The organism is Pseudomonas sp. Yb2C2, assembly GCF_052112325.1.
GTDB lineage: Bacteria > Pseudomonadota > Gammaproteobacteria > Pseudomonadales > Pseudomonadaceae > Aquipseudomonas > Aquipseudomonas marginalis.
Map to the genome: position 1 here is coordinate 149,356 of NZ_JAVAJK010000006.1, position 22,348 is coordinate 171,703.

A 22,348-nucleotide genomic window follows, 5' to 3' on the forward strand; every position below is an offset into this window, starting at 1 on the left:
CTCGCGCTGGGCTGCGCAGCAGCCCCCAACACCTGTCACCGTGTTCTGCCAGATCTGATTAGGGCCGCTTCGCGCCCCAGCGCGAGCAAGCTCGCTCACCACAGCAAGCTCGCTCACCACAGCAAGCTCGCTCACCACAACCAGCTCGCTCATATCAGGGAACGCGTGGGGAGGAGATAAAAAACGCCCCGCATCTTTCGATGCGGGGCATTTTTCATGGCGCTTTGAAACTCAGCGGTTGCGGGTCAGCAATGCCGGTTTTTCACCACGAGGACGGCCTGGCAGTTGATCCAACTGCTCGGGTGTCGGGAAGCGGTCGGCTTTCGACTCCTTGTGGATGATCTTCGGCGCCGGGCCACCGCGCGGGTTCTGCACGGCGGGCTCGGACAAACGTGGCTGGTCGTCACGGGCCGGGCGGCGGTTGTTGCTGCGCGAATCTTCGCGACGCGCCTGGCCGTCACGCGGTGCACCGTTACGCGGGCCGCTGCGCTTGGCCGGCGGGGTGCCGGTCGTGCCGCCGCTGCTGTTGCGCGGGCCGTTCTGACGTCCGCCCTGGGGCTGGCCACCACGTGGCGCGCCTGTCCCGGCAGCTGCGCCCGGCGCCGGAGCACCTGGACGACGGCCACGGCCTTGGGCCGGTTTGGCCTGGGGCACGTAGTCAACGCGGTTACCGAAGTTATCCACGTCGTCGTCGAGGAATTCGTCCGGGGCGCGGTCGGCTGCGGCACGTGGGGGCTGGCTCGGCTGGCGCTGTTCGCGGGCCGGGGTGCCTTCACGGGGCTTCTGCTCACGGGCCGGGCGTTCGCCACGGCCGTTGGTTGGCGCTTTTTCCTTGCCGCCCTTGTCCTTGCCCTTGTCGCGACGACCACCGCCACCACCGCCGCCGTTCGGGCCATCGCCCTTCGGACCGCGTGGGTTGCGTGGGTTACGCACGTCCGGACGTTCGCGCACTTCAGGCTTTTCGGCCTCAACGGCGCTGGCATCGAAGCCCATCAGGTCGCCATCGGCGATTTTCTGCTTGGTCATGCGTTCGATGCTTTTCAGCAGTTTCTCTTCGTCCGGGGCAACCAGGGAAATGGCTTCACCCGAACGCCCGGCACGGCCGGTACGGCCGATACGGTGCACGTAGTCCTCGTCGACGTTTGGCAGCTCGAAGTTGACCACGTGTGGCAACTGGTCGATGTCCAGGCCGCGGGCGGCGATATCGGTGGCGACCAGGATGCGCACTTCACCGGCCTTGAAGTCGGCCAGGGCCTTGGTGCGGGCGTTCTGGCTCTTGTTGCCGTGGATGGCGACGGCGGTGAGGCCGTGCTTGTCCAGGTACTCGGCCAGGCGGTTGGCGCCGTGTTTGGTGCGGGTGAACACCAGCACCTGTTCCCAGGCGCCGGCGGTGATCAGGTGCGCCAGCAATGAACGCTTGTGGCTGGCGGCCAGGCGGAATACGCGTTGCTCGATACGCTCGACCGTGGTGTTCGGCGGCGTGACTTCGATGCGTTCCGGGTTGTGCAGCAGCTTGCCGGCCAGGGCGGTGATGTCGTTGGAGAACGTTGCCGAGAACAGCAGGTTCTGACGTTTGGCCGGCAGGCGGGCGAGGACCTTCTTCACGTCATGGACAAAGCCCATGTCGAGCATGCGGTCGGCTTCGTCCAGCACGAGGATTTCCACGTGGGACAAATCAACGCTGCCTTGGCCGCACAGGTCGAGCAAACGACCGGGGCACGCCACCAGCACGTCAACACCACGGGACATGGCCTGAACCTGTGGGTTCATGCCGACGCCGCCGAAGATGCAGGCGCTGACGAACTTCAGGTCGCGGGCATACAGCTTGAAGCTGTCGTGCACCTGGGCGGCGAGTTCGCGGGTAGGGGTCAGGACCAGTACGCGCGGTTGGCGCGGGCCGTGACGCTGGGATTTGTCCGGATGACCGTTGGGGAACAACCGCTCCAGAATCGGGAGGGCGAAGCCGCCGGTTTTACCCGTACCTGTCTGAGCCGCAACCATCAGGTCGCGACCTTGCAACACGGCGGGAATAGCCCGCTGTTGCACCGGAGTAGGCTCGGTATAGCCCGCTGCCTCGATGGCGCGGACTAAAGCCTCGGAGAGACCGAGGGAAGCAAAGGACATGAGTAATCCTGTTTTAGTTAGGGCTTGGCCCAGAGGGATAATCTTGCCGGGCGCGAATGGCGCTTAGGGGAGCGCAATCCCGTCCGGTCCTGCTGCGTCTGGCGGGCACTCCACCGGCTCGCGCGGGCTGAAAGCTGCGCAGTAGCGGGGTTGGGTGCCTTTTTCAGGACCTCAGCGGCCGGGCGTAAGCCTGGCGGAAAGGCCGGAGTATAACAGAGCAATCACTGTGCGCCGCTTTCCTGCTGCTCAACGGTGTGTCCGGACGCTGTTTTGGCTTGGGTTCCACCATATTTGGCGCTTAAGGCGGCGTAGGCCGGCTCCTGTTTGAAACGCTTGAGTTCGGCGGCAAAGCGTTGCACCAGCAGGTCCATCCCCGCGCCACGGCGTACGGCGAGGTACTGCTGCTGGCGGCTGACCACGACGGGGGCCTGGCTGACCTTGCCTTCCAGGCCCAGGGCCTTGATCACATGCTGGCCGACCCGGCGGTCGGTGATCAGCAGGTCGATGCGTCCCAACAGCAATTTACCGAAGTTGGCCTCGTGGCTGGGGGCCGGCTCGCGGCTGAACCGGGTGGAGTCGCTGAATGGCGCGCCGTACAGATAGCCTGGCGACGTGCCGACAGTGAGGCCGTCCAGCTCGTCGAGGCCTTGGACCGGGTGAGGGCGTTCGTTGGCGTAGAACATCACGAATTCCACTTCCGACAACGGTTCGCTGGGGTACAGCAGCAGTGCGTCGCGTTCGTGGCTGTGGAAAATATCCAGTGCGCCATCGGCATGGCCCTGATCGAGCATGGCCAGGCAGCGCTTCCAGGGCAGGAACTGCCATTGCACATCGACCCCCAGGCGCTGGAACACGATCACCGTGGTTTCGTAGTCCAGCCCGCGCATGGCGCCGTGTTCCTCATACACGTAAGGCGCCCAGGGCTCGGTGACAATGCGCAATTTCTCGCCATAAGCGGCCAGGCTCAAGCAAGTAAAAAGCGCAACGGTCAACAGCTTCAGAATGACGGGCATGCCCCGAGGTTACGACGCCCGTGCGCTAAAGAGAAGCGCTGGCACACCCATCTGCGGGCGACGCTATTTTGTCGGTGAGGTCATCAGGTGTTCATAGATGGCTGCACGTCGCTCGCCCAGAATCAGGCGCACCACTGGGTTGGCGAACCAATGTTCGAGCTGGTGCGCATCGACCGGGCTTTTTTGCCGCTCTTCCTGATTCTGCAGGGCCTTTTCCCACCAAATCGGGCCACAGGCCTGGTCGAATTCATTTTCGTGCTCGTAGCAGCCGTAGAGGATTTCGCGGATGAACTGCTGCTTGCGTTTGGGCAAGGCCAGGGTGATCAGCTTGTACATCAAGCGTTGCAGTCGGGGCGGGCGGGGCAGGTGGGCAGACACATTGCGGGTGTCGGCCAGGGCTTTGGCGCAGATAGGGTCTGCGGCGTGCTTGGTGACCCACGCCTTGACCTTGGCCCGGAACAACTGCTTGCGGCTCCAGTAGTGGTGGATCAGGTCGGGGCACTGGCGCACATTGAGCGTACGGTAAGCGGCCACCGACAGGCAGAACTCTTCCAGGGTGTAGGCACCGTGGGCCATCGGGAACAGCTCGTCCATCAACTCGATCGAGCGATCAAGGATGTGCGCATCTTGCCGGGTCAGGCCCATGACGCCGGAGTTGAGCAGCCACATGTCGTCGTCGGCCAGGCCTTTGTCTGCAAGGTGCCTGGCCAGGGTTTCATACAGCACGCTTTCGCGGTTGTCGCCGTACTTGGCGTGGAAGGCATTGCACAGCACGGTGTCGGGCGCGACACGTTCGAACAGCGCCATGGGCGAGTCGTGAAAAAAGGTGTCGGTGTCGATCAACAGCGCCCGTTCCGCTGTTTCCAACACCTGGCGCAACAGCACGTGCTTGGTGCGGAAATGGTAGCCGTGGGGCTCGCTCCAGCGTTTGCGCGTGGCCTCGTCCAGGGTGTGAACCTGTACCGGCAAGCCGCGATAGGGGGCCGGATTGTCGCTGAACACCTGGATGTCCAATGGCATGTCCTGGGGGCCGCCCAGGTGGGCCAGGGCACTGGCGATGCTGAATACGGCTTCCTGATGATAGGTCTCGGCGCCGAATACCAGGTACACCAGTTGCGGGCGGGGAGTCGGGGACGCTGTATTCATGTACTGCAGGCTTCCTTTCCAGGGGGTATGTAGACGAAAAAAGCCCCCGTGATAACGAGGGCTGGGGACAGTAATTAAACCGGCCTAGCGTGGCAGTTTAAGGTTGTTCCAGATCGCGAGGCTTGGTTCAGCCTGGTTCAGGGTATAGAAGTGCAGGCCTGGCGCGCCACCTTGCAACAATTCTTCACACATATTGCTGATCACCTGTTCGCCGAACGCCTGGATGCTCTTGACGTCGTCGCCATAGGCTTCCAGTTGCTTGCGCACCCAACGTGGGATTTCAGCACCGCAGGCGTCGGAGAAGCGCGCCAGCTTGCTGTAGTTGGTGATCGGCATGATGCCCGGCACGATCGGGATGTTCACGCCCATGGCGCGTACACGCTCGACGAAGTAGAAATAGCTGTCGGCGTTGAAGAAGTACTGGGTGATCGCACTATTGGCGCCGGCGTTGGCCTTGCGCACGAAGTTCTGCAGATCGTCTTCGAAATTACGCGCCTGGGGGTGCATCTCCGGGTAAGCCGCCACTTCGATATGGAAGTGATCGCCGCTTTCTTCGCGAATGAAGCTCACCAGGTCATTGGCGTAGCGCAGCTCACCGCTGGCCATGCCCATGCCGGACGGCAAGTCGCCACGCAGGGCAACGATGCGCTTGATGCCGGCGGCCTTGTATTGGGTCAGCAGGCCGCGCAGGTCGGCCTTGCTGTCGCCCACGCAGGACAAATGCGGAGCGGCGGGAATTTTGACTTCGCTTTCAAGCTGCAACACGGTGTTGATCGTACGATCACGCGTCGAACCGCCGGCGCCGTAGGTGCAGGAGAAGAAGTCGGGGTTGTAGCTGGCCAACTGCTTGGCAGTCGCCATCAGTTTTTCATGCCCAGCATCGGTCTTGGTGGGGAAGAACTCGAAGCTGTAGCGACGGTCTTGGGACATGGTCATACCCTTTGAAACTCAGAAGCCGACTGTGCAACCCATCTGCACTGTAGGAGCGAGCTTGCTCGCGAAGAACGTCAACGATAACGCGTAGAAACAGGATGTACGCGGTGTCCTTGAGTTTTTCGCGAGCAAGCTCGCTCCCACAGGTAGAGCAGGTTGGGCTGATTACTTAGTAGCGGTAAGCGTGCGGCTTGAACGGACCTTCGACGGTCACGCCGATGTAGTCGGCCTGGGTCTTGGTCAGCTGAGTTACCACGCCACCGAAGCCGCGGACCATTTCCAGGGCCACTTCTTCGTCGAGTTTCTTCGGCAGTACTTCCACGGTCAGGCGCTCGGCTTTCTGGGCTGGCGACAGGTCGGCGTATTTCTGGCCGAACAGGAAGATCTGGGCCAGTACCTGGTTGGCGAACGAGCCGTCCATGATGCGGCTTGGGTGGCCGGTGGCGTTGCCCAGGTTAACCAGGCGGCCTTCGGCCAGCAGGATCAGGTAGTCGTCGTTCTGTGGGTCGAAAGCGCCAGCGCCGGTACGGTGAACCTTGTGTACCTGCGGCTTCACTTCTTCCCACGCCCAGTTCTTGCGCATGAAAGCGGTGTCGATCTCGTTGTCGAAGTGACCGATGTTGCACACCACGGCGCGCTTCTTCAGGGCCTTGAGCATGTTGGCATCGCAGACGTTGACGTTACCGGTGGTGGTCACGATCAGGTCGATCTTGCCCAGCAGGGCCTTGTCGATGCTTGCTTCGGTGCCGTCATTGACGCCATCGATGAACGGCGAAACCACTTCGAAACCGTCCATGCAGGCTTGCATGGCGCAGATCGGGTCGACTTCGGAGACTTTGACGATCATGCCTTCCTGGCGCAGGGATTGGGACGAACCCTTGCCCACGTCGCCGTAGCCGATCACCAGGGCTTGCTTGCCCGACAGCAGGTGGTCGGTGCCGCGCTTGATGGCATCGTTCAGGCTGTGACGGCAGCCGTACTTGTTGTCGTTCTTGCTCTTGGTCACCGAGTCGTTGACGTTGATGGCCGGGATTTTCAGCTCGCCCTTGGCCAGCATGTCCAGCAGGCGGTGTACGCCGGTGGTGGTTTCTTCGGTCACGCCGTGGACGCGGTCGAGGATCTGCGGGTACTTCTTGTGCAGCAGCTCGGTCAGGTCGCCGCCGTCGTCGAGGATCATGTTGGCATCCCAAGGCGCGCCATCTTTAAGGATGGTTTGCTCCAGGCACCACTCGTACTCTTCTTCGGTCTCGCCTTTCCAGGCGAATACCGGGATACCGGCAGCGGCGATGGCGGCAGCGGCCTGGTCTTGCGTCGAGAAGATGTTGCAGGACGACCAACGCACTTCGGCACCCAGGGCAACCAGGGTTTCGATCAGCACGGCAGTCTGGATGGTCATGTGGATGCAGCCGAGGATCTTCGCGCCTTTGAGCGGTTGCTCGGCGGCGTACTTGCGACGCAGGCCCATCAAGGCTGGCATTTCGGATTCGGCGATAAAGGTTTCGCGACGGCCCCAGGCGGCGAGGGACATGTCGGCGACTTTGTAGTCGTTGAAATCTGCAGGCGTAATTACAGCGCTCATGAAGAGCCTCCATTCGTAGTGTGCGAATGGGCGCCGTTGTGCGTTTAGTATCAGGCCAGGGCAACCAGGCCGGACAACGCCCCATCCGAGCCTGACAGGTTGAACCTGCTGCAGCGCCCCTCGGACAGGTGGCGGGAGAAACGGTATCAACTGAAGATGACCGTTTTGAAGCGGGGCGATTATAGCCGTGTACGCGGCACTTCCCAAGCCTTTCTGTCGGCCATATGAAGATCGCACATGGGGTTGATAGGCAATGGCGCATAGAGCTTGGGGGCGGGCTCTGCCATGATGTTGCCCATCATTCGGCAAGACGCTTTGGAGTGACCATGAACTTCCACACCCGCAAATGGGTAAAACCTGAAGACCTCAACCCCAACGGCACCCTGTTCGGTGGCAGCCTGCTGCGCTGGATCGACGAAGAAGCGGCCATCTATGCCATCGTCCAACTGGGCAACCAGCGCGTGGTGACCAAGTACATCTCCGAAATCAACTTTGTCAGCGCCTCGCGCCAGGGCGACATCATCGAACTCGGGATCACTGCTACCGAGTTTGGCCGCACCTCCATCACCCTGACCTGTGAAGTGCGCAACAAGATCACCCGCAAAAGCATCCTCACCGTGGAAAAAATGGTCTTCGTCAACCTTGGCGAGGACGGTTTGCCCGCACCTCATGGGCGCACCGAGATCAAGTACGTCAAGGACCAGTTCCAGGAAGATGGCATCCGCGAGTAAACCTGCGCCGGGCCAGTGAACGCTCTTGATCAACCATAGGTCGTACCTGAACATCGCCCCCCGTTCAGGTACCACCATGGCCACGCAAGAAGACGGCAAGACCCCGAACCTGTCCCAGGAAGAGCAGCAGGACGTCGACAAGAACCAGCCGCCCCGCGCGGCGGTGCTGCATGAAATTATCCGCACCCAGGGCGATCAGGAGTTGGAGCGCAGCGTCGCCGCCTTGTGGTGGTCGGCATTGGCAGCCGGCCTGACCATGGGCCTGTCATTGATGGCCATGGGGCTGCTCAATTCACGCCTTCCGGACGGAGAGGCCTTCAAGGTGATCGCCAGCTTCGGCTACTGCGCAGGCTTTCTCGCGGTGATCCTGGCGCGCCAGCAACTGTTCACCGAAAACACCCTGACCGCCGTGCTGCCGGTGATGAGCAAGCCAACCCTGGCAAATGCCGGGCGCCTGTTGCGGCTGTGGTCGGTGGTGCTGGTGGGCAACCTCTGCGGCACGCTGTTGGTGGCGTATGTGATGCTGCATCTGCCGATCTTCGACACCAAGACCGACCTGGCCTTCCTCGAAATCGGGCGCAAGATCATGGAAAACGACGCCAGCCAGATGTTCGCCAAGGGCATCGTCTCCGGCTGGATGATCGCCACCATGGTGTGGATGATCCCGTCGATGGAAAGCGCCAAGATGTGGATCATCATTCTGATCACCTACCTGATGGCCCTGGGGGATTTCACCCATATCGTGGTGGGTTCGGCGGAAGTGTCGTACCTGGTGTTTGCCGGCGAGTTGCCGTGGAAGGATTTCTGGCTGGTGTTTGCCGGCCCCACACTGGCCGGCAATATCATCGGTGGCAGCTTTATCTTTGCGTTGATCAGTCATGCGCAGATTCGCAGCGAAAGCAAGGCACCTTCTGCTACTCACTCCGGCGCACGGGAGCAGCTTTCCCAGAGTAAGAAAAAGGCCTGATCTCGCCCCGCAAAGACTCAAACGGGTTCTTTGCGAGGCACCTGGACCAGGACTTTCAGACTTTGAGCGACGCGCTGGCAGACTCGGTGGCAATTGTGCGGTCAGGTGCATTCAGCCGACCCTCCCACCGGGCAATAACCAATGGCGCCAGCGCGTTGCCCAGCACATTCAATGCTGTGACCGGCATATCCATCAGGCGATACACGCCTGCAATGATCGCCACTCCTTCCACGGGCAGACCCGCGGCGGTCAAGGTCGCGGTAAGGATGATAAACATGAAGCCCGGTACGCCCGCCGCGCCCTTTGATGTCAACACCATGATCAATACCAGCATTCCCTGATCAGCCAGGCTCAAGTCAATGCCATACGCCTGGGCGATGAACAACGTGCCCAACGCAGCAAAAAGCGAAGCGCCATCCAGGTTGAACGAGTAGCCCAGCGGGATAACCATGCTGGTAATAGGGCGCGGGGCGCCGTAGCGCTCCATTTTTTCGATCAATTGAGGCATGACTGTTGCTGACGCAGCGCTGCTATAGGCCAGCAATAATTCACTGCGTATCTCCCGCACCAAGTGGAAAAAGCCGACCCCCGCCAATCGTGCAACTGCTCCCAATACGCACAATGCAAATAACAGCACTGCGACATAAGTCGTGCCGATCAGTTTGGCCAGCGGCAGCAAGGCACTGAGGCCAAAGCTGGCGACGGTGACTGCGATCAGCCCGAAAATGCCGATTGGTGAGTAATGCATGACCAGATGGGTGACTTTGAACATGGTGTCGGAGATGGCCTGCATCACACCGATCAGGGGGGGCTTGCGCTGCTCGGGCAGCATAGACAAGGCGCAGCCGAACAGGATGGCGAAAAACAGCACGGAGAGCAGCTTGCCCTGCGACATGGCCAAGACGATGTTATCCGGCACAATCGCCAATAGCGTTTGCCCCAGATTCTGCGTTTTGCCGTAGGCGGCCAGTTCTGTTACTGGCGTCTGCAACGTACTGCCAAATTCGGCACCTGAGCCGGGCTCGACGACGTTTCCAACGATCAGACCAAAGACGATTGCAACACTGGTGATCGTGAAGAAGTAAACGAAGGTCTTCACGCCGACGCGTCCCAAGGCGGCAGGATTTCCCATGCCGGCAATGCCGACTGTCATGCAAGCGAAGACCAGAGGCACGACGATCATCTTCATCAGCTTGATAAACAAGTCGCCTGCCGGTTGCAGCAGATTGTCGATGAACCAGATCTTGTGTTCGGGAAACTGGTTGAGAAGGATGCCGACGATTATCCCGGCGGCCAGACCGATCATGATACGGGTGACAAGGCTGGATGGTTTTTTGGTGGTCATGTGGGTGCCCCTTATTGTTGTAGATATCAGGGATTTATTGAGCGAACAGCCCGGCGAAGTCCTTGAACCCTTTCACCTCGATGGGGTTGCCGCTGGGGTCAAGGAAAAACATCGTGCGTTGCTCGCCTGGCTCGCCAGCGAAGCGGATCACGGGCGGAATCTCGAAACATGTGCCCAGGTGGGCAAGCCGTTCGGCAAGCGTCAACCATTCCTCAAGCGGTAACACCACGCCGAGATGCGGCATCAGGACATGATGCTCACCGACCAGCCCGGTATGCGTGGTGGGAAACGGCGTCCCCAGGTGCAGTGAAAGCTGGTTCCCGAAAAAATCGAAGTCGATCCAGGTCTCGCTGCTACGGCCTTCCGTGCAGCCCAAAACATCTCGATAAAAAATGCGCGCCTGATTTAGGTCGTAAACATGATATGCAGCGTGGAAAGGTCTGTTCATGGGAGGGATCTCTGTGTGGGAGAGCCCTCAAATTAAACAGGCCGTGTACCCGGGTAAAACGGGTTCGCCTTGGTCTGAGCGAAAGGAAAACTTATGGATGTTCGATTCCTGAGAAGTCTGGTCGCCGTCATTGAAGCCGGCTCCATTGCAGCGGCCGCGCGACGTGAAAACCGTACCGCAGCGGCGATCAGCCAGCGGGTCAAGGCGCTTGAGCGGACGCTGGGGTGCACGCTGCTTATGCGCACTGCGCATGCCGCGTGGCCCTCGGACCAATGCCTATTGTTGTTACCAAAAATTCAAGCAGTCATTGAGCAGGCGCGCGAGTTGCAGGAGGACCTGAGCCAGGATGGCTTGTCGGGAGAGATCAAGATCGGTGCCATTTCGACGGCATTGACCGGCGTCTTGCCGGGGGCGATAGAGCGACTGGCGTTGTCGGCACCTGGGCTGAGGCTGAAGATCACACCGGGAGACTCCAGAAGCCTCTATGAGAGATTGCTGGCCCAGGAGCTGGACGCGGCGATTCTTGTCAGGCCACCCTTTCAGCCACCCAAGGCTTTGGCGACGACCTTGTTGCGGGCTGAACCTCTGATTCTGATTGCCCCCGCTGAGTGGGGCACGCAAACGTTAGAAGCATTGCTGCGCGAGCGATCATTCATTCGCTACGACGCTCGCTCGTGGGGTGGGCAGATTGCCCAGCGTTTCCTCGATGAACAGTCCTTTGATCCGCAGGTGTTGTGTGAGCTGGATGCCTTGGAAACCATCGTCATGTTGGTCGCCCAAGGCATGGGTGTATCACTGGTACCGCAGTGGGCAGGGATGTCTCGCAATGGCCTGTGTGTCTTGCCGGTCGACGACGCGCCGCGCTATGCGCGGGATCTGGTCGTCATGCATAGCTCGACGCCGCGCCGCCCACTGGCGATGCGGCACTTGCTTGAACACCTGTGCAATTGCAGTGCACCCGTAGGCAAACGTGTGGTGTAGCGAGGTAAATCCTCACCGCTTCACTGAGGCTCGGCTACGCGCTTTACGACTCGGCCAATGGTCAAGCCCTGCACCAGGATCGACGACAGCACCACGATGTAGGTGATGCTCAGCAGCAGATCGCGCTCCGGGCCCAGCGGCAGGGCCAGCGCTAGAGCCACCGAGACCCCGCCGCGCAGGCCGCCCCAGGTCAGGATACGGATGGTGCCGCGCGGCACCGTACGCCAGCGGCGCAGCAACAGGATCGCCGGCGCCACGGTCAGCAGGCGCGACAGCAGGATCGCCACCGCCAGCAAACCGGCCGCGAACACGTGCAGCCAGTTGAACGGCAACAGCAGCAGCTCCATGCCGATCAGCGCAAACAGCAGCGCGTTGAGCATGTCGTCCAGCAATTCCCAGAAGCCGTCCAGGTAGCGCCGGGTCATGTCGTTCATCGCCAGCTTGCGTCCCAGGTTGCCGATGATCAGCCCGGCCACCACCATCGCGATCGGTGCGGAGACGTGCAGTTCGGTGGCCATCGCCGAGCCGCCGATGACCAGGGCGAGGGTCAGCATCACTTCGATCTGGTGCTGTTCGATGCTCTTGATCATCAGGTACACCAGATAGCCGATCAGCCCGCCGAAGACCACGCCGCCAATTGCCTCATGGGCGAACAGCAAGGCCGTGGCGCCCACGGTAGGCGTCTCGCCCAACTGCGCGATGCCCAGCAATACGGTAAACACCACCACCGCCGTGCCGTCGTTGAACAGGCTCTCGCCCACAATCGTGGTCTTCAGCGGTTTCGACGCATTGGCGGTTCGCAGCACGCCCAGTACCGCAATGGGGTCGGTGGGCGAGATCAGTGCGCCGAACAACAGGCAGTACAGGAAGCTCACGTGCCAGCCAAACAGGGCGAAGATGTAATACGCCAGGCTGCCGATCACCACGGTGGCGATCAACACACCGAAGGTTGCCAGCAGGCCGATGGGCCAGCGGTAGCTGCGCAGGTCGTTCAAGTTGACGTGCAAGGCGCCGGCGAACAGCAGGAACGACAGCATCCAGTTCATCAGCAGGTCGCCGAAGTCGATCTGGCCGATCAATTGCTGGATGCGCTCCTCAAGGCCTGGGTAGCCGAGCAGGCTCAGGCCTTGCAGGATCAGGGAGAACAGCAGGGCCGTGACCATCACGCCGATGGTGGGCGGCAGGCCGATAAAGCGGAAGTTCACATAGGTGAGCAGGGTAGTGAGGCAAATGAAGGCGGCGACAAGTTCAAGCATCCGGGGTCCTTGGAAGGTGGGGGGTTGTTAGTGGGGGATGGACCGCAGTGGCGGCGTGAGGTTGCAAGGTCTTGGGTGAAAGTGCGGTAGAACCTTTCGGTAGCGCGCGGCTCATAGCGGTTAGGTGCGATATTGAGTTTTTAGTGCTAGAACTCTAATCGCTGCATAAAACGACAAAAGGACTGAGTGATGACGGCTGCTTTCTGGTGTGTGTTGATCGCGATTTTTCTGCCTTACCTGTGCACGGGCGTGGCCAAGTTCAGTGGCGGCAAGTTCGGGCCGCGGCAGAACCACGACCCGCGTGCTTTCCTGGATACCCTTGAAGGGTTTGCCAAGCGCGCCCACAGTGCGCAGCTCAACAGCTTTGAAGTGACGCCCGCGTTTGCCGCCGCGGTGATTATCGCCCACCTGGCCGGCACGGCCGAACTGGTGACCATCAATGTGCTGGCCGTGCTGTTTATCACCAGCCGCCTGCTCTACATCATTTGCTACCTCGCCGACTGGGCGATACTGCGCTCGCTGGTGTGGGCGGTGGGCATGGTGTTGATTGCGAGCTTCTTCTTCGTGTCGATCTGAACCGGTTTCTGTAGGAGCGAGCTTGCTCGCGAAGAACGAACAGACGACGCGGGCTGCCAGAAGGCGCTGCGTTATCGTTGACGTTTTTCGCGAGCAAGCTCGCTCCTACGGTGTGTTTTCGGCGAGTGTCAGGTTCCGGTGGGTACATCCGGCACCTGCGGCAACGCCGCGCCCTTGGGCCATAGCATCCAGATCTGCCCTTGCTGCTTCATATTTCCCGCCAGCTCTCCGGCAGCGTCACCCGTGCCCCAGAACAAATCCGCGCGCACTTCTCCGGTGATTGCACCGCCGGTGTCCTGCGCGGCGACGGGGCGTGCCAATGGCGAGCCGTCGGGCTTGGTAGTCGACAGCCACAACAGGCTGCCCAACGGAATCACCTTGCGATCCACCGCTACGCTGTAGCCAGCGGTCAACGGCACATTCAGCGAACCGCGCGGGCCTTCATTACTGTCGGGGCGAGCGCTGAAGAAGACGTAGCTGGGGTTGCTCGCCAGCAGTTCCGGGATGCGCTCCGGGTGCGCCTTGGCCCAAGCGCTGATGGCGCCCATGGTCACGTCTTCTTTCTTCAACTCGCCTTGCTCCACCAGCCAACGGCCGATAGGGCGATAGGGGTAGCCGTTCTGGTCGCCGTAACCGACGCGCAGCTGGCGCCCGTCCTTGAGTTGAATGCGCCCCGAGCCCTGGATCTGCAGGAATTGCAGGTCCATCGGGTTGGTCAGCCAGGCAATCGGCTTGGCGGTGGAGCCTTGGCCGTTGATGGCGCTGGCATCGTCATAGGGTTTGAGCACGCGGCCTTCGAGGCGGCCGCGCAGGCGCTTGCCCTTGAGCTCCGGGTAGATGCTTTCCAGATTGACGATGATCAGGTCATCCGGCACGCCATACACGGGTACGTGAGCGGCGGCGGTCTTGGTCAGGCTGCCGGGGTAGACCGGTTCGTAGTAGCCGGTGATCAAGCCGTTGGGGGTGTTGTCAGCCGAACGCAGGCCGAACACATCCAGGCGCTCCTTGAGAAAACCGCGCACCGCCACGGCATCGGCTGGCACGGGACCCGCTGCTGCGCAGGTGGCCCCCCATATAGGGTCGGCCTTGAGGCGTTGGCAGGCGCTGCGCCAGGATTCGAAGCCGGCCAGCAGGTCGCTGTCGGACACGGCGGGCAACGCCTCCCAGGGAGCGCTTACATAGGTGGCGACGGCGTGGGGCTTGGCAGCTTCTTCTTTAGCCGTGTCTTTACCGCTGTCCTTGCCCGCGTCACAGCCTGCCAGCAGTGCAATCATCGGCAGAGCCCATGCCAGACGGCGGCTCCAGTGTTTCAATGTGAGATTCATACAAACGGTTCCTGAAGCGATTGCCCGCGCCGTAGCGCCTGTGGGCAACCCTTATTATTAATAGGGCTATTGGTCTTTACGGGCAGGGCGAGGATACTGGCCGCCGTTTCCCGTGACCTGAGCCACCATGACTTTTAAAAAAATGACGCTTGTGTTGTTGGCTTGCCTGGCACTGTCCGCCTGCGGCGGCGTCGATCCGAATTCGCCCCTGGGCCAGCGCAAGGCGATCTTCAAGCAAATGCTCAAGACCGCTGAAGACCTGGGTGGCATGTTGCGCGGGCGCATTGCCTTCGATGGCGCGAAATTCGCCGAAGGCGCGGTCAAGCTCGATGCGCTGTCCCATGAACCGTGGAAACACTTTCCGAGTGTGCGCGAAGAGGATCACACCAGCGCCAAGGACGATGTGTGGCAAAAACAGGCACAGTTCCAGCAACTGGCCCGCGACCTGGAAGCGGCCACCGGTGAGTTGGTGAGCGCCAGCCAGGTGCAGCCCTACAAGGCCAGCAACCTTACGCCTGCCGTACAGAAAGTCGAAGATGCCTGCAGTGCCTGCCATAAACAATTTCGCGACCACTGACCGGTTTTACTGGTCGAGTTCTTCCACGGCGTCCTGCAGTTCCTTGCGTGACTCGGCGAGCTTGTCCTTGCGCTTGTTGATCTTGTCCGCGTCGCCTTTTTTCATCGCCTTGTCGAGGTCGGCCTGACGGCGGCTGACGTCGTGCTTGGCGTCGAGTACCTTGTTTTCGCGCTCCTTCCTCAAGGCGGCATCCGTGCAGTTGGCGGTGACTTCGCTCAGGGCTTTTTCCAGGCCGGCTTGCTGGTCGCTGTTGCCGTGGGCCTTGGCTTGTTCGATCTGGGTGCTGATGGCCTGGCGCTTGGCGGCGCAGCCGGTGAGTGGGGTGGCTTCTTCGGCGGCCAGCAGTGGCGTAGTCATGAAGCTTGCGACGGTCAGCAGGGCAAAAGGGGCGAGGAATTTCATGTGGAGCTCCGGGGTCGCAAATAGCAGGGTGAATTCTGCTGTGATTTAAAGGTGGCTGGGTCGGGTTCAAAACCCGTCTATTCCGGCCACACGTAATGTTTCAGCCAATGTCTGTACGTGTGGGTCGCGAAAAAAAGCGCTCAGTTGCGCTGCGCGACCCGGGCCGATGCCATCGATGGCCAGCCAGGCCTGTGTGTCTCTGGCGACCAGCGTCTGCCAGTTGCCCTCCAGGTTGCCGCGTGCCGCAGGCGGTACACCCAAGGCCTTGAGCCATTGTGCGAAGGGGCGTTGCCGAGCGCTGTGAAGGCTGTCGAGCAGCCGCGTGCGGCTGCGCTCACCGAAGCCATCAATGTTAGCAAGCTCTGCCGCATCCAGGGTTAACCAATCGAGAAAGCCTGCGATTAGACCGGCCTGGATCAATATGTTCCACGTCTCATGGCCTATGTGTGGCAATGCCAGGCCCTGGTTGCCGCTCAGCCAGGTAAGGCGTGCGAGCAGCTGTTCTTCGCAGCCGGGGTCCAGTTGCCAGCAACTCAAGGCGTGAAAGTCCCGAGGGTCGGGCACTGGCAGGTCGACCCTGGTGGTATTGCGCAGGATCACCTGGTCCAGCCGAGGGATCACTTGGCCCGCCAGGCTGATGGACACGTGGTCGCCCGGGCGAATATCCAGGGCCTGCCAGCGCTTCAAGGAGCCGGCGCTGACCCGGCTGATCCGGCGGTCGTCCAGGCGCACCGGCTCCAGTTCCAGAATGGGGGTGATGCGTCCGGTGCGGCCGATCTTGAATTGCACCTGGCGTACCAGGGCCAGGGCTTTGGAGGCGGGGTACTTCCAGGCGACCGCCCAATAAGGCGCACTGGCCTGCCAGCGTTCAGCGGGTGCGCGCTGCGCCTGGTGCAGCACCACGCCGTCGCTGGCAAAGGGCAGGGGGTGGTTGTACCAATAGGTGCGCCAATGTGCTGCTTCGATGATGTCCTGGACGGGCTGGCTGTAGCGCTGGCTGTCGGTGAAACCCCAGCGAGCCAGGGTGGCCAGGCGTTCGGTAAAGGCTGCGGGGCCATTCGGCCAGGCCCAGACAAACAGGCCGATGCCGGCGGCGTCGGTGTCGCTCAACTGCCGACGGTTCATCAGCCCGGCCACCCTGCTGCGCGCGTTGAGCCCGCCGCGTGCCGATTGCACATGCTCGTCGAGGCGCCAATAAAGTTCGCCTTGCAGCACCAGGTCGATGGGTTCCGGCAGTTGCTGGACAATGCCGGGGATCTTGCGCGCGGAGGCCGACCAGTCCTGGCCCAGCTTGCCATCGCCACGGCTGATCACCTGTTTCAACCGCCCCTGGCGGTACACCAGGGTCACTGCAACGCCGTCCACCTTGGGTTGGATCCATACATCCTGGCGCGTGCCCAGCCAGGCGCCCACGGCTTGCTCATCCAGGCGCTTTTCGAGGCCGGTATGGGCGACCGGGTGCGGCAAGGTGCCCCGTGAACTGGCCAGCGGATCATCAGGCGCCGTGGGGGTGGGCACGCATTGGCGCCAGTGGGCCAGACGCTGGCGGGCCTGGTCGTAGAGTTCATCACTGACGGGGGATTGGCCGAGGCGGTGGTAACTGTCGTCCCACAGGCGGATTTGTTCGGCCAGGGTGTCGACCTGGGTCCCGGCCTCATCGGGGCAGTTTTCAGTCCAGGCCGAAAAGGGTAGAGCGCTGAGGAGCAGAGCAATCAGTAAACGCATCATGAGCATCCTTGCTCGGAAGGGGCGCCCAGCCTAAATGATCCGTTCACCCACAAAAAAGCCCCGACGCTGCGGGGCTTTTTACCGGGTGTTTCGGCTTACTTGAACAGGCCGCCCAGCGCTTTCACGGCATCAGGCTTATCAGCCTTGGCTTCCTGGGTTTGCTGCTTGGCATCGGCTTTGGCCTGGGCTTCGGAGAGTTTGTCACAACCTTTGTTGATCTGGTCTTGCGCTGCTTTGAAGGCCTTCACTTTCAAGCTGTCTTTGCTGGCTTCGGCCGCATCGATCTTGGTTTGCAGGTCTGCGGATTGCTTTTGGCAGTCGCCGGAATTGCCGACACCCAGCTGGGAGCCCAGGGCGCCGCTCAATGCGCTCAGGTCGGCGGCGTGGGCCGGCAGGGCGAACAGGCTGATCAGAAGGGCGGCAGGGGCGAGCGTGGAGATGCGCATGAAAAACCTCAATGTTCGATTGCCTGCGCACTTATGAGTCCCGGGCGGGTGCAGGGCAATATCCAAAATAAGGTGAAGGCCCGAGAGGGCGCGGATTCTAGAGGGCCATTATTGTGCCTGCAAGCTTTGGATCCAAAAAATGTGAAGGCGGTCCCGCAGGCAAGAAAAAGCCCCGCCGGGCAAACCCGGCGAGGCTTTATGTACCGTGGGCGATTACAGGCCGGCGGCAGTGCGCAGGTCGTTGGCGCGGTCGGTTTTTTCCCAGGTAAAGGTGGTGAAGGTGTCGTCCCCGACGGTCTTCTGCGCTGGGGTACGACCGAAGTGGCCGTAGGCTGCGGTTTCCTGGTACATCGGGTGCAGCAGGTCGAGCATGGTGGTGATCGCGTAAGGGCGCAGGTCGAAGATCTCGCGCACCAGCTTGATGATCTTGTCATCGCTGATCTTGCCGGTGCCGAAGGTATTCAGCGAGATCGACGTAGGCTGGGCCACGCCGATGGCGTAGGACACCTGAATCTCGCAACGCTCGGCGAGGCCGGCAGCAACGATGTTCTTGGCCACGTAGCGACCGGCGTAGGCGGCCGAACGGTCAACCTTAGATGGGTCTTTACCGGAGAAAGCGCCACCGCCGTGACGAGCCATGCCGCCGTAGCTGTCGACGATGATCTTGCGACCGGTCAGGCCGCAGTCACCTACCGGGCCGCCAATGATGAACTGGCCGGTCGGGTTGATGTGGAACTGGGTGTCCTTGCTCAGCAGTTCGGCCGGCAGCACGTGCTTGACGATCAGCTCCATCACGCCTTCGCGCAGGTCAGCGTAGGAAACGTCCGGGTTGTGCTGGGTCGACAGTACGACGGCGTCAATGCCGACCACCTTGCCGCCTTCGTAGCGGCAGGTCACCTGGGACTTGGCGTCCGGGCGCAGCCAAGGCAGCACGCCGGATTTACGCGCTTCGGCCTGGCGTTGCACGAGCTGGTGCGAGAAGGTGATCGGGGCTGGCATCAGCACCTTGGTTTCGTTGCTGGCGTAGCCGAACATCAGGCCCTGGTCGCCGGCGCCCTGGTCTTCCGGCTTGGCACGGTCGACGCCCTGGTTGATGTCGGGCGACTGCTTGCCGATGATGTTCATCACGCCGCAGGTCGCACCGTCGAAACCGACGTCGGAGCTGTTGTAGCCGATGTCGGTGATCACGTCACGAACGATCTGCTCCAGGTCAACCCAGGCGGTAGTGGTCACTTCGCCGGCGATGATCGCTACACCGGTTTTCACCAGGGTCTCGCACGCCACACGGGCGAACTTGTCTTCAGCGATGATGGCATCCAGCACCGCATCAGAAATCTGGTCGGCGATTTTGTCCGGATGCCCTTCAGACACGGACTCGGAGGTGAAAAGGGAGTATTCGCTCATCTCGATGTTTTCCTGATATTTACCGATGGTGAGTGTCGCCAGTCGGTCGCTGAAAGTGGCGGACCTGGATCTGGAAACCATTACGTAAACCTACATAGAGGCTTTCCCCGGGAACGAGTCCCGCAGCGGTGGCCCAACGGGCCAGATCGTCCTGTTCAAAACCCAACCAGAGATCACCGCAGGCCTCCCTGGCCCAATTCTGGTTGTGGCTGCATAAATCCGTAACCAACAGGCTACCGCCGGGGTGCAGCAACCCGGCCATTTGCTTTAAAGCGTCGGCGGGGGCGGCGAAATGGTGCAAGACCATGTTCAGCACCACGCAATCGGCCTTGATCGTTGTGCTGCTCAGGGCATCAGCCAACTGCAGGCTGACATTGCCCAACGCCTCGCGCTCACAGAGCTGGCGTGCCAGTTCGAGCATCGCCGGGCTGTTGTCCAGCGCCGTGACCTGCCGAAAGCGGCGTGCCAGTTCCGGCAGGAAGCCGCCATCTCCAGGCCCGACTTCCAGCGCCGTCGCTTCTTCACTGAAGCTCAGCTTGTCCAGCAGCGCCAGTACGCTGTCGCGGTATTGGGCCAGGCCTGCGATCAAGTCCTGCTGGGCGCGAAATTTCTCGGCAACCCGTGCGAAAAAGTCCTGGCTCGCGGCGGCACGTTGCCCGTGGACCTGGCCGATGCGTGACTGCACGTCATGGGGCAGGCTCAGGCTGTCCACTTCCTCAAGCAGGGCCGCGTGCAACTTGCCGCCGAGCAGGTCGGCGTGGGGCAGGGCGCGGCGGTAGAAAATCGCATTGCCTTCGCGGCGGGTGGCGACCAGGTCGGCCTGGGCCAGCACCTTCAGGTGGTGGCTCATGCCCGACTGGCCGATGGCGAAGATCTGTGCCAGTTCCAGTACGCCGAATGAGTCGTTGGTCAGTGCGCGCAATACGTTCAGACGCAATGGGTCGCCAGCGGCCTTGCACAAGGCTGCCAGCTCTTCGCCGTCGTCAGGACGCAGGGTGGGCACGGGTAGGTTCATAAGGCCAGCAGTCTAGTGACGGGTGAGTATCCCCGCAAGGTCAATATCAAAAAGTTTTGATATTGATCGATAAGTGGCGGTTATAAGCAGCCGCTATAACCTTTAGACGAAGCGGTTAAAGGTTTCTGCAAGCGATTGCTGCCCAAAGCACAGGAAAAACACCTGCAAGTGACTATCTGTCATTGCCCGCAGGCGGTGGCTGAGGGAAAATGCCGATCCTTTTTTCCGTTTCTTTTAATCATTCACTCTTCAAAATCCTCAGGAGAACAGCGATGCCCAGCCGTCGTGAGCGTGCCAACGCCATTCGTGCCCTCAGCATGGATGCCGTGCAAAAAGCCAACAGCGGCCATCCCGGTGCCCCGATGGGCATGGCGGATATCGCCGAGGTACTTTGGCGTGATTACCTGAAGCACAACCCGAGCAACCCGTCGTTCGCCGACCGTGACCGCTTCGTACTGTCCAACGGCCACGGCTCGATGCTGATCTACTCGCTGCTGCACCTGACCGGCTACGACGTCACCATCGATGACCTCAAGAGCTTCCGCCAGCTGCACAGCCGCACCCCGGGTCACCCGGAATTCGGCTACACCCCGGGCGTCGAGACCACCACCGGTCCCCTGGGCCAAGGCCTGGCCAACGCCGTGGGCTTCGCGCTGGCCGAAAAAGTCCTGGGCGCGCAGTTCAACCGCCCTGGCCACGACATCGTCGATCACCACACCTATGTGTTCCTGGGTGATGGCTGCATGATGGAAGGCATTTCCCACGAAGTCGCGTCCCTGGCCGGTACCCTGGGCCTGGGCAAGCTGATCGCCTTCTACGATGACAACGGTATCTCCATCGACGGCGAAGTCGAAGGCTGGTTCACCGATGACACCCCCAAGCGTTTCGAAGCCTACAACTGGCAGGTAATCCGCAATGTCGACGGCCACGATCCGGAAGAGATCAAGACCGCCATCGACACCGCCCGCAAGAGCGCGCAGCCGACCCTGATCTGCTGCAAGACCACCATCGGCTTCGGCTCGCCGAACAAGCAAGGCAAGGAAGATTGCCACGGTGCCCCATTGGGTGACGCGGAAATCGCCCTGACTCGCGCCGCGCTGAAGTGGAACCACGGCCCGTTCGAAATCCCGGCCGACATCTACGCCGAATGGGATGCCAAGGAGAAAGGCCTGGCCACCGAAGCCGAGTGGGACCAGCGTTTCGCCGCCTACTCCGCCGAATTCCCGGAATTGGCCAACGAGCTGGTGCGTCGCCTGGCCGGTGACCTGCCTGCCGATTTCTCGGAAAAAGCCTCGGCCTACATTGCTGAAGTCGCGGCCAAGGGCGAGACCATCGCCAGCCGTAAAGCCAGCCAGAACACCCTGAACGCCTTTGGCCCGCTGCTGCCTGAGTTCCTCGGCGGTTCGGCCGACCTGGCCGGTTCCAACCTGACCCTGTGGAAAGGCTGCAAAGGTGTCTCGGCCGAAGACGCCAGCGGCAACTACATGTACTACGGCGTGCGCGAATTCGGCATGAGCGCCATCATGAACGGCGTGTCCCTGCACGGCGGCCTGGTGCCTTACGGCGCGACCTTCCTGATGTTCATGGAGTACGCGCGCAATGCCGTACGTATGGCCGCGCTGATGAGGAAACGCGTGATCCATGTGTACACCCACGACTCCATCGGCCTCGGCGAAGACGGCCCGACGCACCAGCCGGTCGAGCAACTGACCAGCCTGCGCACCACGCCGAACCTGGATTGCTGGCGCCCAGCCGACGCGGTGGAATCCGCGGTGGCCTGGAAGCACGCGATCGAGCGCAAGGACGGCCCTTCGGCGCTGATCTTCTCCCGTCAGAACCTGCAACACCAGGTGCGTACCGACGCGCAGATCGCCGACATCAGCCGTGGCGGCTACGTGCTCAAGGACTGCATCGGCGAGCCCGAGCTGATCCTGATCTCCACCGGTTCCGAAGTGGGCCTGACCGTTCAGGCGTACGACAAGCTAACTGCCCAAGGCCGTAACGTGCGCGTTGTGTCCATGCCGTGCACCAGCGTGTTCGAAGCCCAGGACGCCGGCTACAAGCAATCGGTCCTGCCGTTGCAGGTCAGCGCGCGTATCGCCATCGAAGCGGCTCACGCCGACTACTGGTACAAGTACGTGGGCCTGGAAGGCCGCGTGATCGGCATGACCACCTACGGTGAGTCGGCGCCGGCGCCAGCGTTGTTCGAAGAGTTCGGTTTCACCCTGGAAAATATCCTGGGTCAGGCTGAAGAGCTGCTGGAAGACTAAGTCAGTCTGCGTTGTCTGTACTGGCGCTATCGCGGGCAAGCCCGCTCCCACATTTGGATCTCGGTCTGATGTGGGAGCGGGC

At 61.3% G+C, this 22,348-nt stretch carries 20 protein-coding genes and 1 riboswitch; of the genes, 6 read left to right on the forward strand and 14 right to left on the reverse strand.

Annotated elements, in window-relative coordinates; translation table 11 throughout:
• Positions 1-231: 231 nt before the first annotated feature.
• The 5 genes from Q8X51_RS10470 to ahcY form a co-directional block, all read right to left on the reverse strand.
• Positions 232-2,124 carry a DEAD/DEAH box helicase gene (locus tag Q8X51_RS10470; RefSeq protein WP_137212369.1) on the reverse strand — a complete coding sequence of 631 codons (1,893 nt, stop codon included), beginning with the start codon at positions 2,122-2,124 and terminating at the stop codon, positions 232-234.
• Positions 2,125-2,345: 221 nt separating this feature from the next.
• On the reverse strand, positions 2,346-3,137 hold the full coding sequence (locus Q8X51_RS10475) for a substrate-binding periplasmic protein (RefSeq protein WP_323146191.1): 792 nt from the start codon (positions 3,135-3,137) through the stop codon (positions 2,346-2,348).
• 63 nt (positions 3,138-3,200) lie between these two features.
• Positions 3,201-4,283, reverse strand: coding sequence for a hypothetical protein (locus tag Q8X51_RS10480; RefSeq protein WP_330215113.1), 1,083 nt, complete (start codon positions 4,281-4,283; stop codon positions 3,201-3,203).
• Between the two features lie 84 nt (positions 4,284-4,367).
• Positions 4,368-5,213 (reverse strand): methylenetetrahydrofolate reductase [NAD(P)H], encoded by an 846-nt coding sequence (gene metF, locus Q8X51_RS10485; RefSeq protein ID WP_065925508.1) that lies wholly within the window; start codon positions 5,211-5,213, stop codon positions 4,368-4,370.
• 172 nt (positions 5,214-5,385) lie between these two features.
• Entirely contained in the window at positions 5,386-6,795 is a 1,410-nt protein-coding gene (gene ahcY / locus Q8X51_RS10490) for an adenosylhomocysteinase (protein ID WP_053128057.1), read from the reverse strand.
• Between the two features lie 21 nt (positions 6,796-6,816).
• Positions 6,817-6,923, reverse strand: a riboswitch (S-adenosyl-L-homocysteine riboswitch).
• A gap of 198 nt (positions 6,924-7,121) precedes the next feature.
• On the opposite strand from ahcY, the gene Q8X51_RS10495 reads away from it, so the two are divergent.
• Both Q8X51_RS10495 and Q8X51_RS10500 read left to right on the forward strand, forming a co-directional pair.
• Positions 7,122-7,526: an acyl-CoA thioesterase gene (locus Q8X51_RS10495; RefSeq protein WP_065925501.1), complete on the forward strand. Its 405-nt coding sequence runs from the start codon at positions 7,122-7,124 to the stop codon at positions 7,524-7,526.
• A 76-nt stretch (positions 7,527-7,602) separates the two neighbouring features.
• Positions 7,603-8,493 carry a formate/nitrite transporter family protein gene (locus Q8X51_RS10500; RefSeq protein ID WP_065925500.1) on the forward strand — a complete coding sequence of 297 codons (891 nt, stop codon included), beginning with the start codon at positions 7,603-7,605 and terminating at the stop codon, positions 8,491-8,493.
• A 55-nt stretch (positions 8,494-8,548) separates the two neighbouring features.
• On the opposite strand, the gene Q8X51_RS10505 is transcribed toward Q8X51_RS10500, so the two are convergent.
• Together Q8X51_RS10505 and Q8X51_RS10510 are read right to left on the reverse strand one after the other, a co-directional pair.
• Entirely contained in the window at positions 8,549-9,838 is a 1,290-nt protein-coding gene (locus Q8X51_RS10505) for a cation:dicarboxylate symporter family transporter (RefSeq protein ID WP_407693674.1), read from the reverse strand.
• 34 nt (positions 9,839-9,872) lie between these two features.
• Positions 9,873-10,286, reverse strand: a complete 414-nt coding sequence (locus Q8X51_RS10510; RefSeq protein WP_407693673.1) for a VOC family protein — start codon at positions 10,284-10,286, stop codon at positions 9,873-9,875.
• A gap of 93 nt (positions 10,287-10,379) precedes the next feature.
• Between Q8X51_RS10510 and Q8X51_RS10515 the strand changes: the two genes are divergently transcribed.
• A complete protein-coding gene (locus Q8X51_RS10515; protein ID WP_065925498.1) occupies positions 10,380-11,267 on the forward strand; it encodes a LysR family transcriptional regulator in 888 nt (295 codons plus the stop codon).
• Positions 11,268-11,287: 20 nt separating this feature from the next.
• Here Q8X51_RS10515 and Q8X51_RS10520 read toward each other — a convergent pair whose 3' ends face one another.
• Entirely contained in the window at positions 11,288-12,523 is a 1,236-nt protein-coding gene (locus Q8X51_RS10520; RefSeq protein ID WP_065925497.1) for a cation:proton antiporter, read from the reverse strand.
• Positions 12,524-12,712: 189 nt separating this feature from the next.
• Here Q8X51_RS10520 and Q8X51_RS10525 point away from each other — a divergent pair, with 189 nt between their 5' ends.
• Positions 12,713-13,099 carry an MAPEG family protein gene (locus Q8X51_RS10525; protein ID WP_065925496.1) on the forward strand — a complete coding sequence of 129 codons (387 nt, stop codon included), beginning with the start codon at positions 12,713-12,715 and terminating at the stop codon, positions 13,097-13,099.
• A gap of 128 nt (positions 13,100-13,227) precedes the next feature.
• On the opposite strand, the gene mltA is transcribed toward Q8X51_RS10525, so the two are convergent.
• Entirely contained in the window at positions 13,228-14,424 is a 1,197-nt protein-coding gene (mltA, locus tag Q8X51_RS10530) for a murein transglycosylase A (protein ID WP_065925495.1), read from the reverse strand.
• A gap of 127 nt (positions 14,425-14,551) precedes the next feature.
• Here mltA and Q8X51_RS10535 point away from each other — a divergent pair, with 127 nt between their 5' ends.
• Entirely contained in the window at positions 14,552-15,001 is a 450-nt protein-coding gene (locus tag Q8X51_RS10535) for a c-type cytochrome (RefSeq protein ID WP_065947513.1), read from the forward strand.
• Positions 15,002-15,007: 6 nt separating this feature from the next.
• Here Q8X51_RS10535 and Q8X51_RS10540 read toward each other — a convergent pair whose 3' ends face one another.
• The 5 genes from Q8X51_RS10540 to Q8X51_RS10560 form a co-directional block, all read right to left on the reverse strand.
• Positions 15,008-15,403, reverse strand: a complete 396-nt coding sequence (locus tag Q8X51_RS10540; RefSeq protein WP_065947512.1) for a DUF1090 domain-containing protein — start codon at positions 15,401-15,403, stop codon at positions 15,008-15,010.
• Between the two features lie 66 nt (positions 15,404-15,469).
• The gene (ligB, locus tag Q8X51_RS10545; RefSeq protein ID WP_137212374.1) at positions 15,470-17,131 is read right to left on the reverse strand and encodes an NAD-dependent DNA ligase LigB; all 1,662 of its coding nucleotides are present in this window, start codon (positions 17,129-17,131) and stop codon (positions 15,470-15,472) included.
• Between the two features lie 95 nt (positions 17,132-17,226).
• Entirely contained in the window at positions 17,227-17,577 is a 351-nt protein-coding gene (locus Q8X51_RS10550) for a hypothetical protein (protein WP_065925491.1), read from the reverse strand.
• A 213-nt stretch (positions 17,578-17,790) separates the two neighbouring features.
• The gene (metK, locus tag Q8X51_RS10555) at positions 17,791-18,981 is read right to left on the reverse strand and encodes a methionine adenosyltransferase (protein WP_407693672.1); all 1,191 of its coding nucleotides are present in this window, start codon (positions 18,979-18,981) and stop codon (positions 17,791-17,793) included.
• Between the two features lie 19 nt (positions 18,982-19,000).
• On the reverse strand, positions 19,001-19,996 hold the full coding sequence (locus Q8X51_RS10560; protein WP_027606041.1) for an ArsR/SmtB family transcription factor: 996 nt from the start codon (positions 19,994-19,996) through the stop codon (positions 19,001-19,003).
• Between the two features lie 272 nt (positions 19,997-20,268).
• Here Q8X51_RS10560 and tkt point away from each other — a divergent pair, with 272 nt between their 5' ends.
• Entirely contained in the window at positions 20,269-22,266 is a 1,998-nt protein-coding gene (gene tkt / locus Q8X51_RS10565) for a transketolase (RefSeq protein ID WP_407693671.1), read from the forward strand.
• The last annotated feature ends 82 nt before the right edge of the window (positions 22,267-22,348 follow it).

What these genes read in the sequence shown, in the direction of transcription:
- Q8X51_RS10470 (WP_137212369.1), bottom strand. Translation starts at nt 2,124, where the DNA reads ATGTCCTTTGCTTCCCTCGGTCTCTCCGAGGCTTTAGTCCGCGCCATC.
- ahcY (WP_053128057.1), bottom strand. Translation starts at nt 6,795, where the DNA reads ATGAGCGCTGTAATTACGCCTGCAGATTTCAACGACTACAAAGTCGCC.
- metK (WP_407693672.1), bottom strand. Translation starts at nt 18,981, where the DNA reads ATGAGCGAATACTCCCTTTTCACCTCCGAGTCCGTGTCTGAAGGGCAT.
- Q8X51_RS10520 (WP_065925497.1), bottom strand. Translation starts at nt 12,523, where the DNA reads ATGCTTGAACTTGTCGCCGCCTTCATTTGCCTCACTACCCTGCTCACC.
- ligB (WP_137212374.1), bottom strand. Translation starts at nt 17,131, where the DNA reads ATGATGCGTTTACTGATTGCTCTGCTCCTCAGCGCTCTACCCTTTTCG.
- Q8X51_RS10560 (WP_027606041.1), bottom strand. Translation starts at nt 19,996, where the DNA reads ATGAACCTACCCGTGCCCACCCTGCGTCCTGACGACGGCGAAGAGCTG.
- Q8X51_RS10550 (WP_065925491.1), bottom strand. Translation starts at nt 17,577, where the DNA reads ATGCGCATCTCCACGCTCGCCCCTGCCGCCCTTCTGATCAGCCTGTTC.
- Q8X51_RS10495 (WP_065925501.1), top strand. Translation starts at nt 7,122, where the DNA reads ATGAACTTCCACACCCGCAAATGGGTAAAACCTGAAGACCTCAACCCC.
- Q8X51_RS10500 (WP_065925500.1), top strand. Translation starts at nt 7,603, where the DNA reads ATGGCCACGCAAGAAGACGGCAAGACCCCGAACCTGTCCCAGGAAGAG.
- mltA (WP_065925495.1), bottom strand. Translation starts at nt 14,424, where the DNA reads ATGAATCTCACATTGAAACACTGGAGCCGCCGTCTGGCATGGGCTCTG.
- tkt (WP_407693671.1), top strand. Translation starts at nt 20,269, where the DNA reads ATGCCCAGCCGTCGTGAGCGTGCCAACGCCATTCGTGCCCTCAGCATG.
- Q8X51_RS10525 (WP_065925496.1), top strand. Translation starts at nt 12,713, where the DNA reads ATGACGGCTGCTTTCTGGTGTGTGTTGATCGCGATTTTTCTGCCTTAC.
- Q8X51_RS10535 (WP_065947513.1), top strand. Translation starts at nt 14,552, where the DNA reads ATGACTTTTAAAAAAATGACGCTTGTGTTGTTGGCTTGCCTGGCACTG.
- Q8X51_RS10505 (WP_407693674.1), bottom strand. Translation starts at nt 9,838, where the DNA reads ATGACCACCAAAAAACCATCCAGCCTTGTCACCCGTATCATGATCGGT.
- Q8X51_RS10515 (WP_065925498.1), top strand. Translation starts at nt 10,380, where the DNA reads ATGGATGTTCGATTCCTGAGAAGTCTGGTCGCCGTCATTGAAGCCGGC.
- metF (WP_065925508.1), bottom strand. Translation starts at nt 5,213, where the DNA reads ATGTCCCAAGACCGTCGCTACAGCTTCGAGTTCTTCCCCACCAAGACC.
- Q8X51_RS10480 (WP_330215113.1), bottom strand. Translation starts at nt 4,283, where the DNA reads ATGAATACAGCGTCCCCGACTCCCCGCCCGCAACTGGTGTACCTGGTA.
- Q8X51_RS10475 (WP_323146191.1), bottom strand. Translation starts at nt 3,137, where the DNA reads ATGCCCGTCATTCTGAAGCTGTTGACCGTTGCGCTTTTTACTTGCTTG.
- Q8X51_RS10510 (WP_407693673.1), bottom strand. Translation starts at nt 10,286, where the DNA reads ATGAACAGACCTTTCCACGCTGCATATCATGTTTACGACCTAAATCAG.
- Q8X51_RS10540 (WP_065947512.1), bottom strand. Translation starts at nt 15,403, where the DNA reads ATGAAATTCCTCGCCCCTTTTGCCCTGCTGACCGTCGCAAGCTTCATG.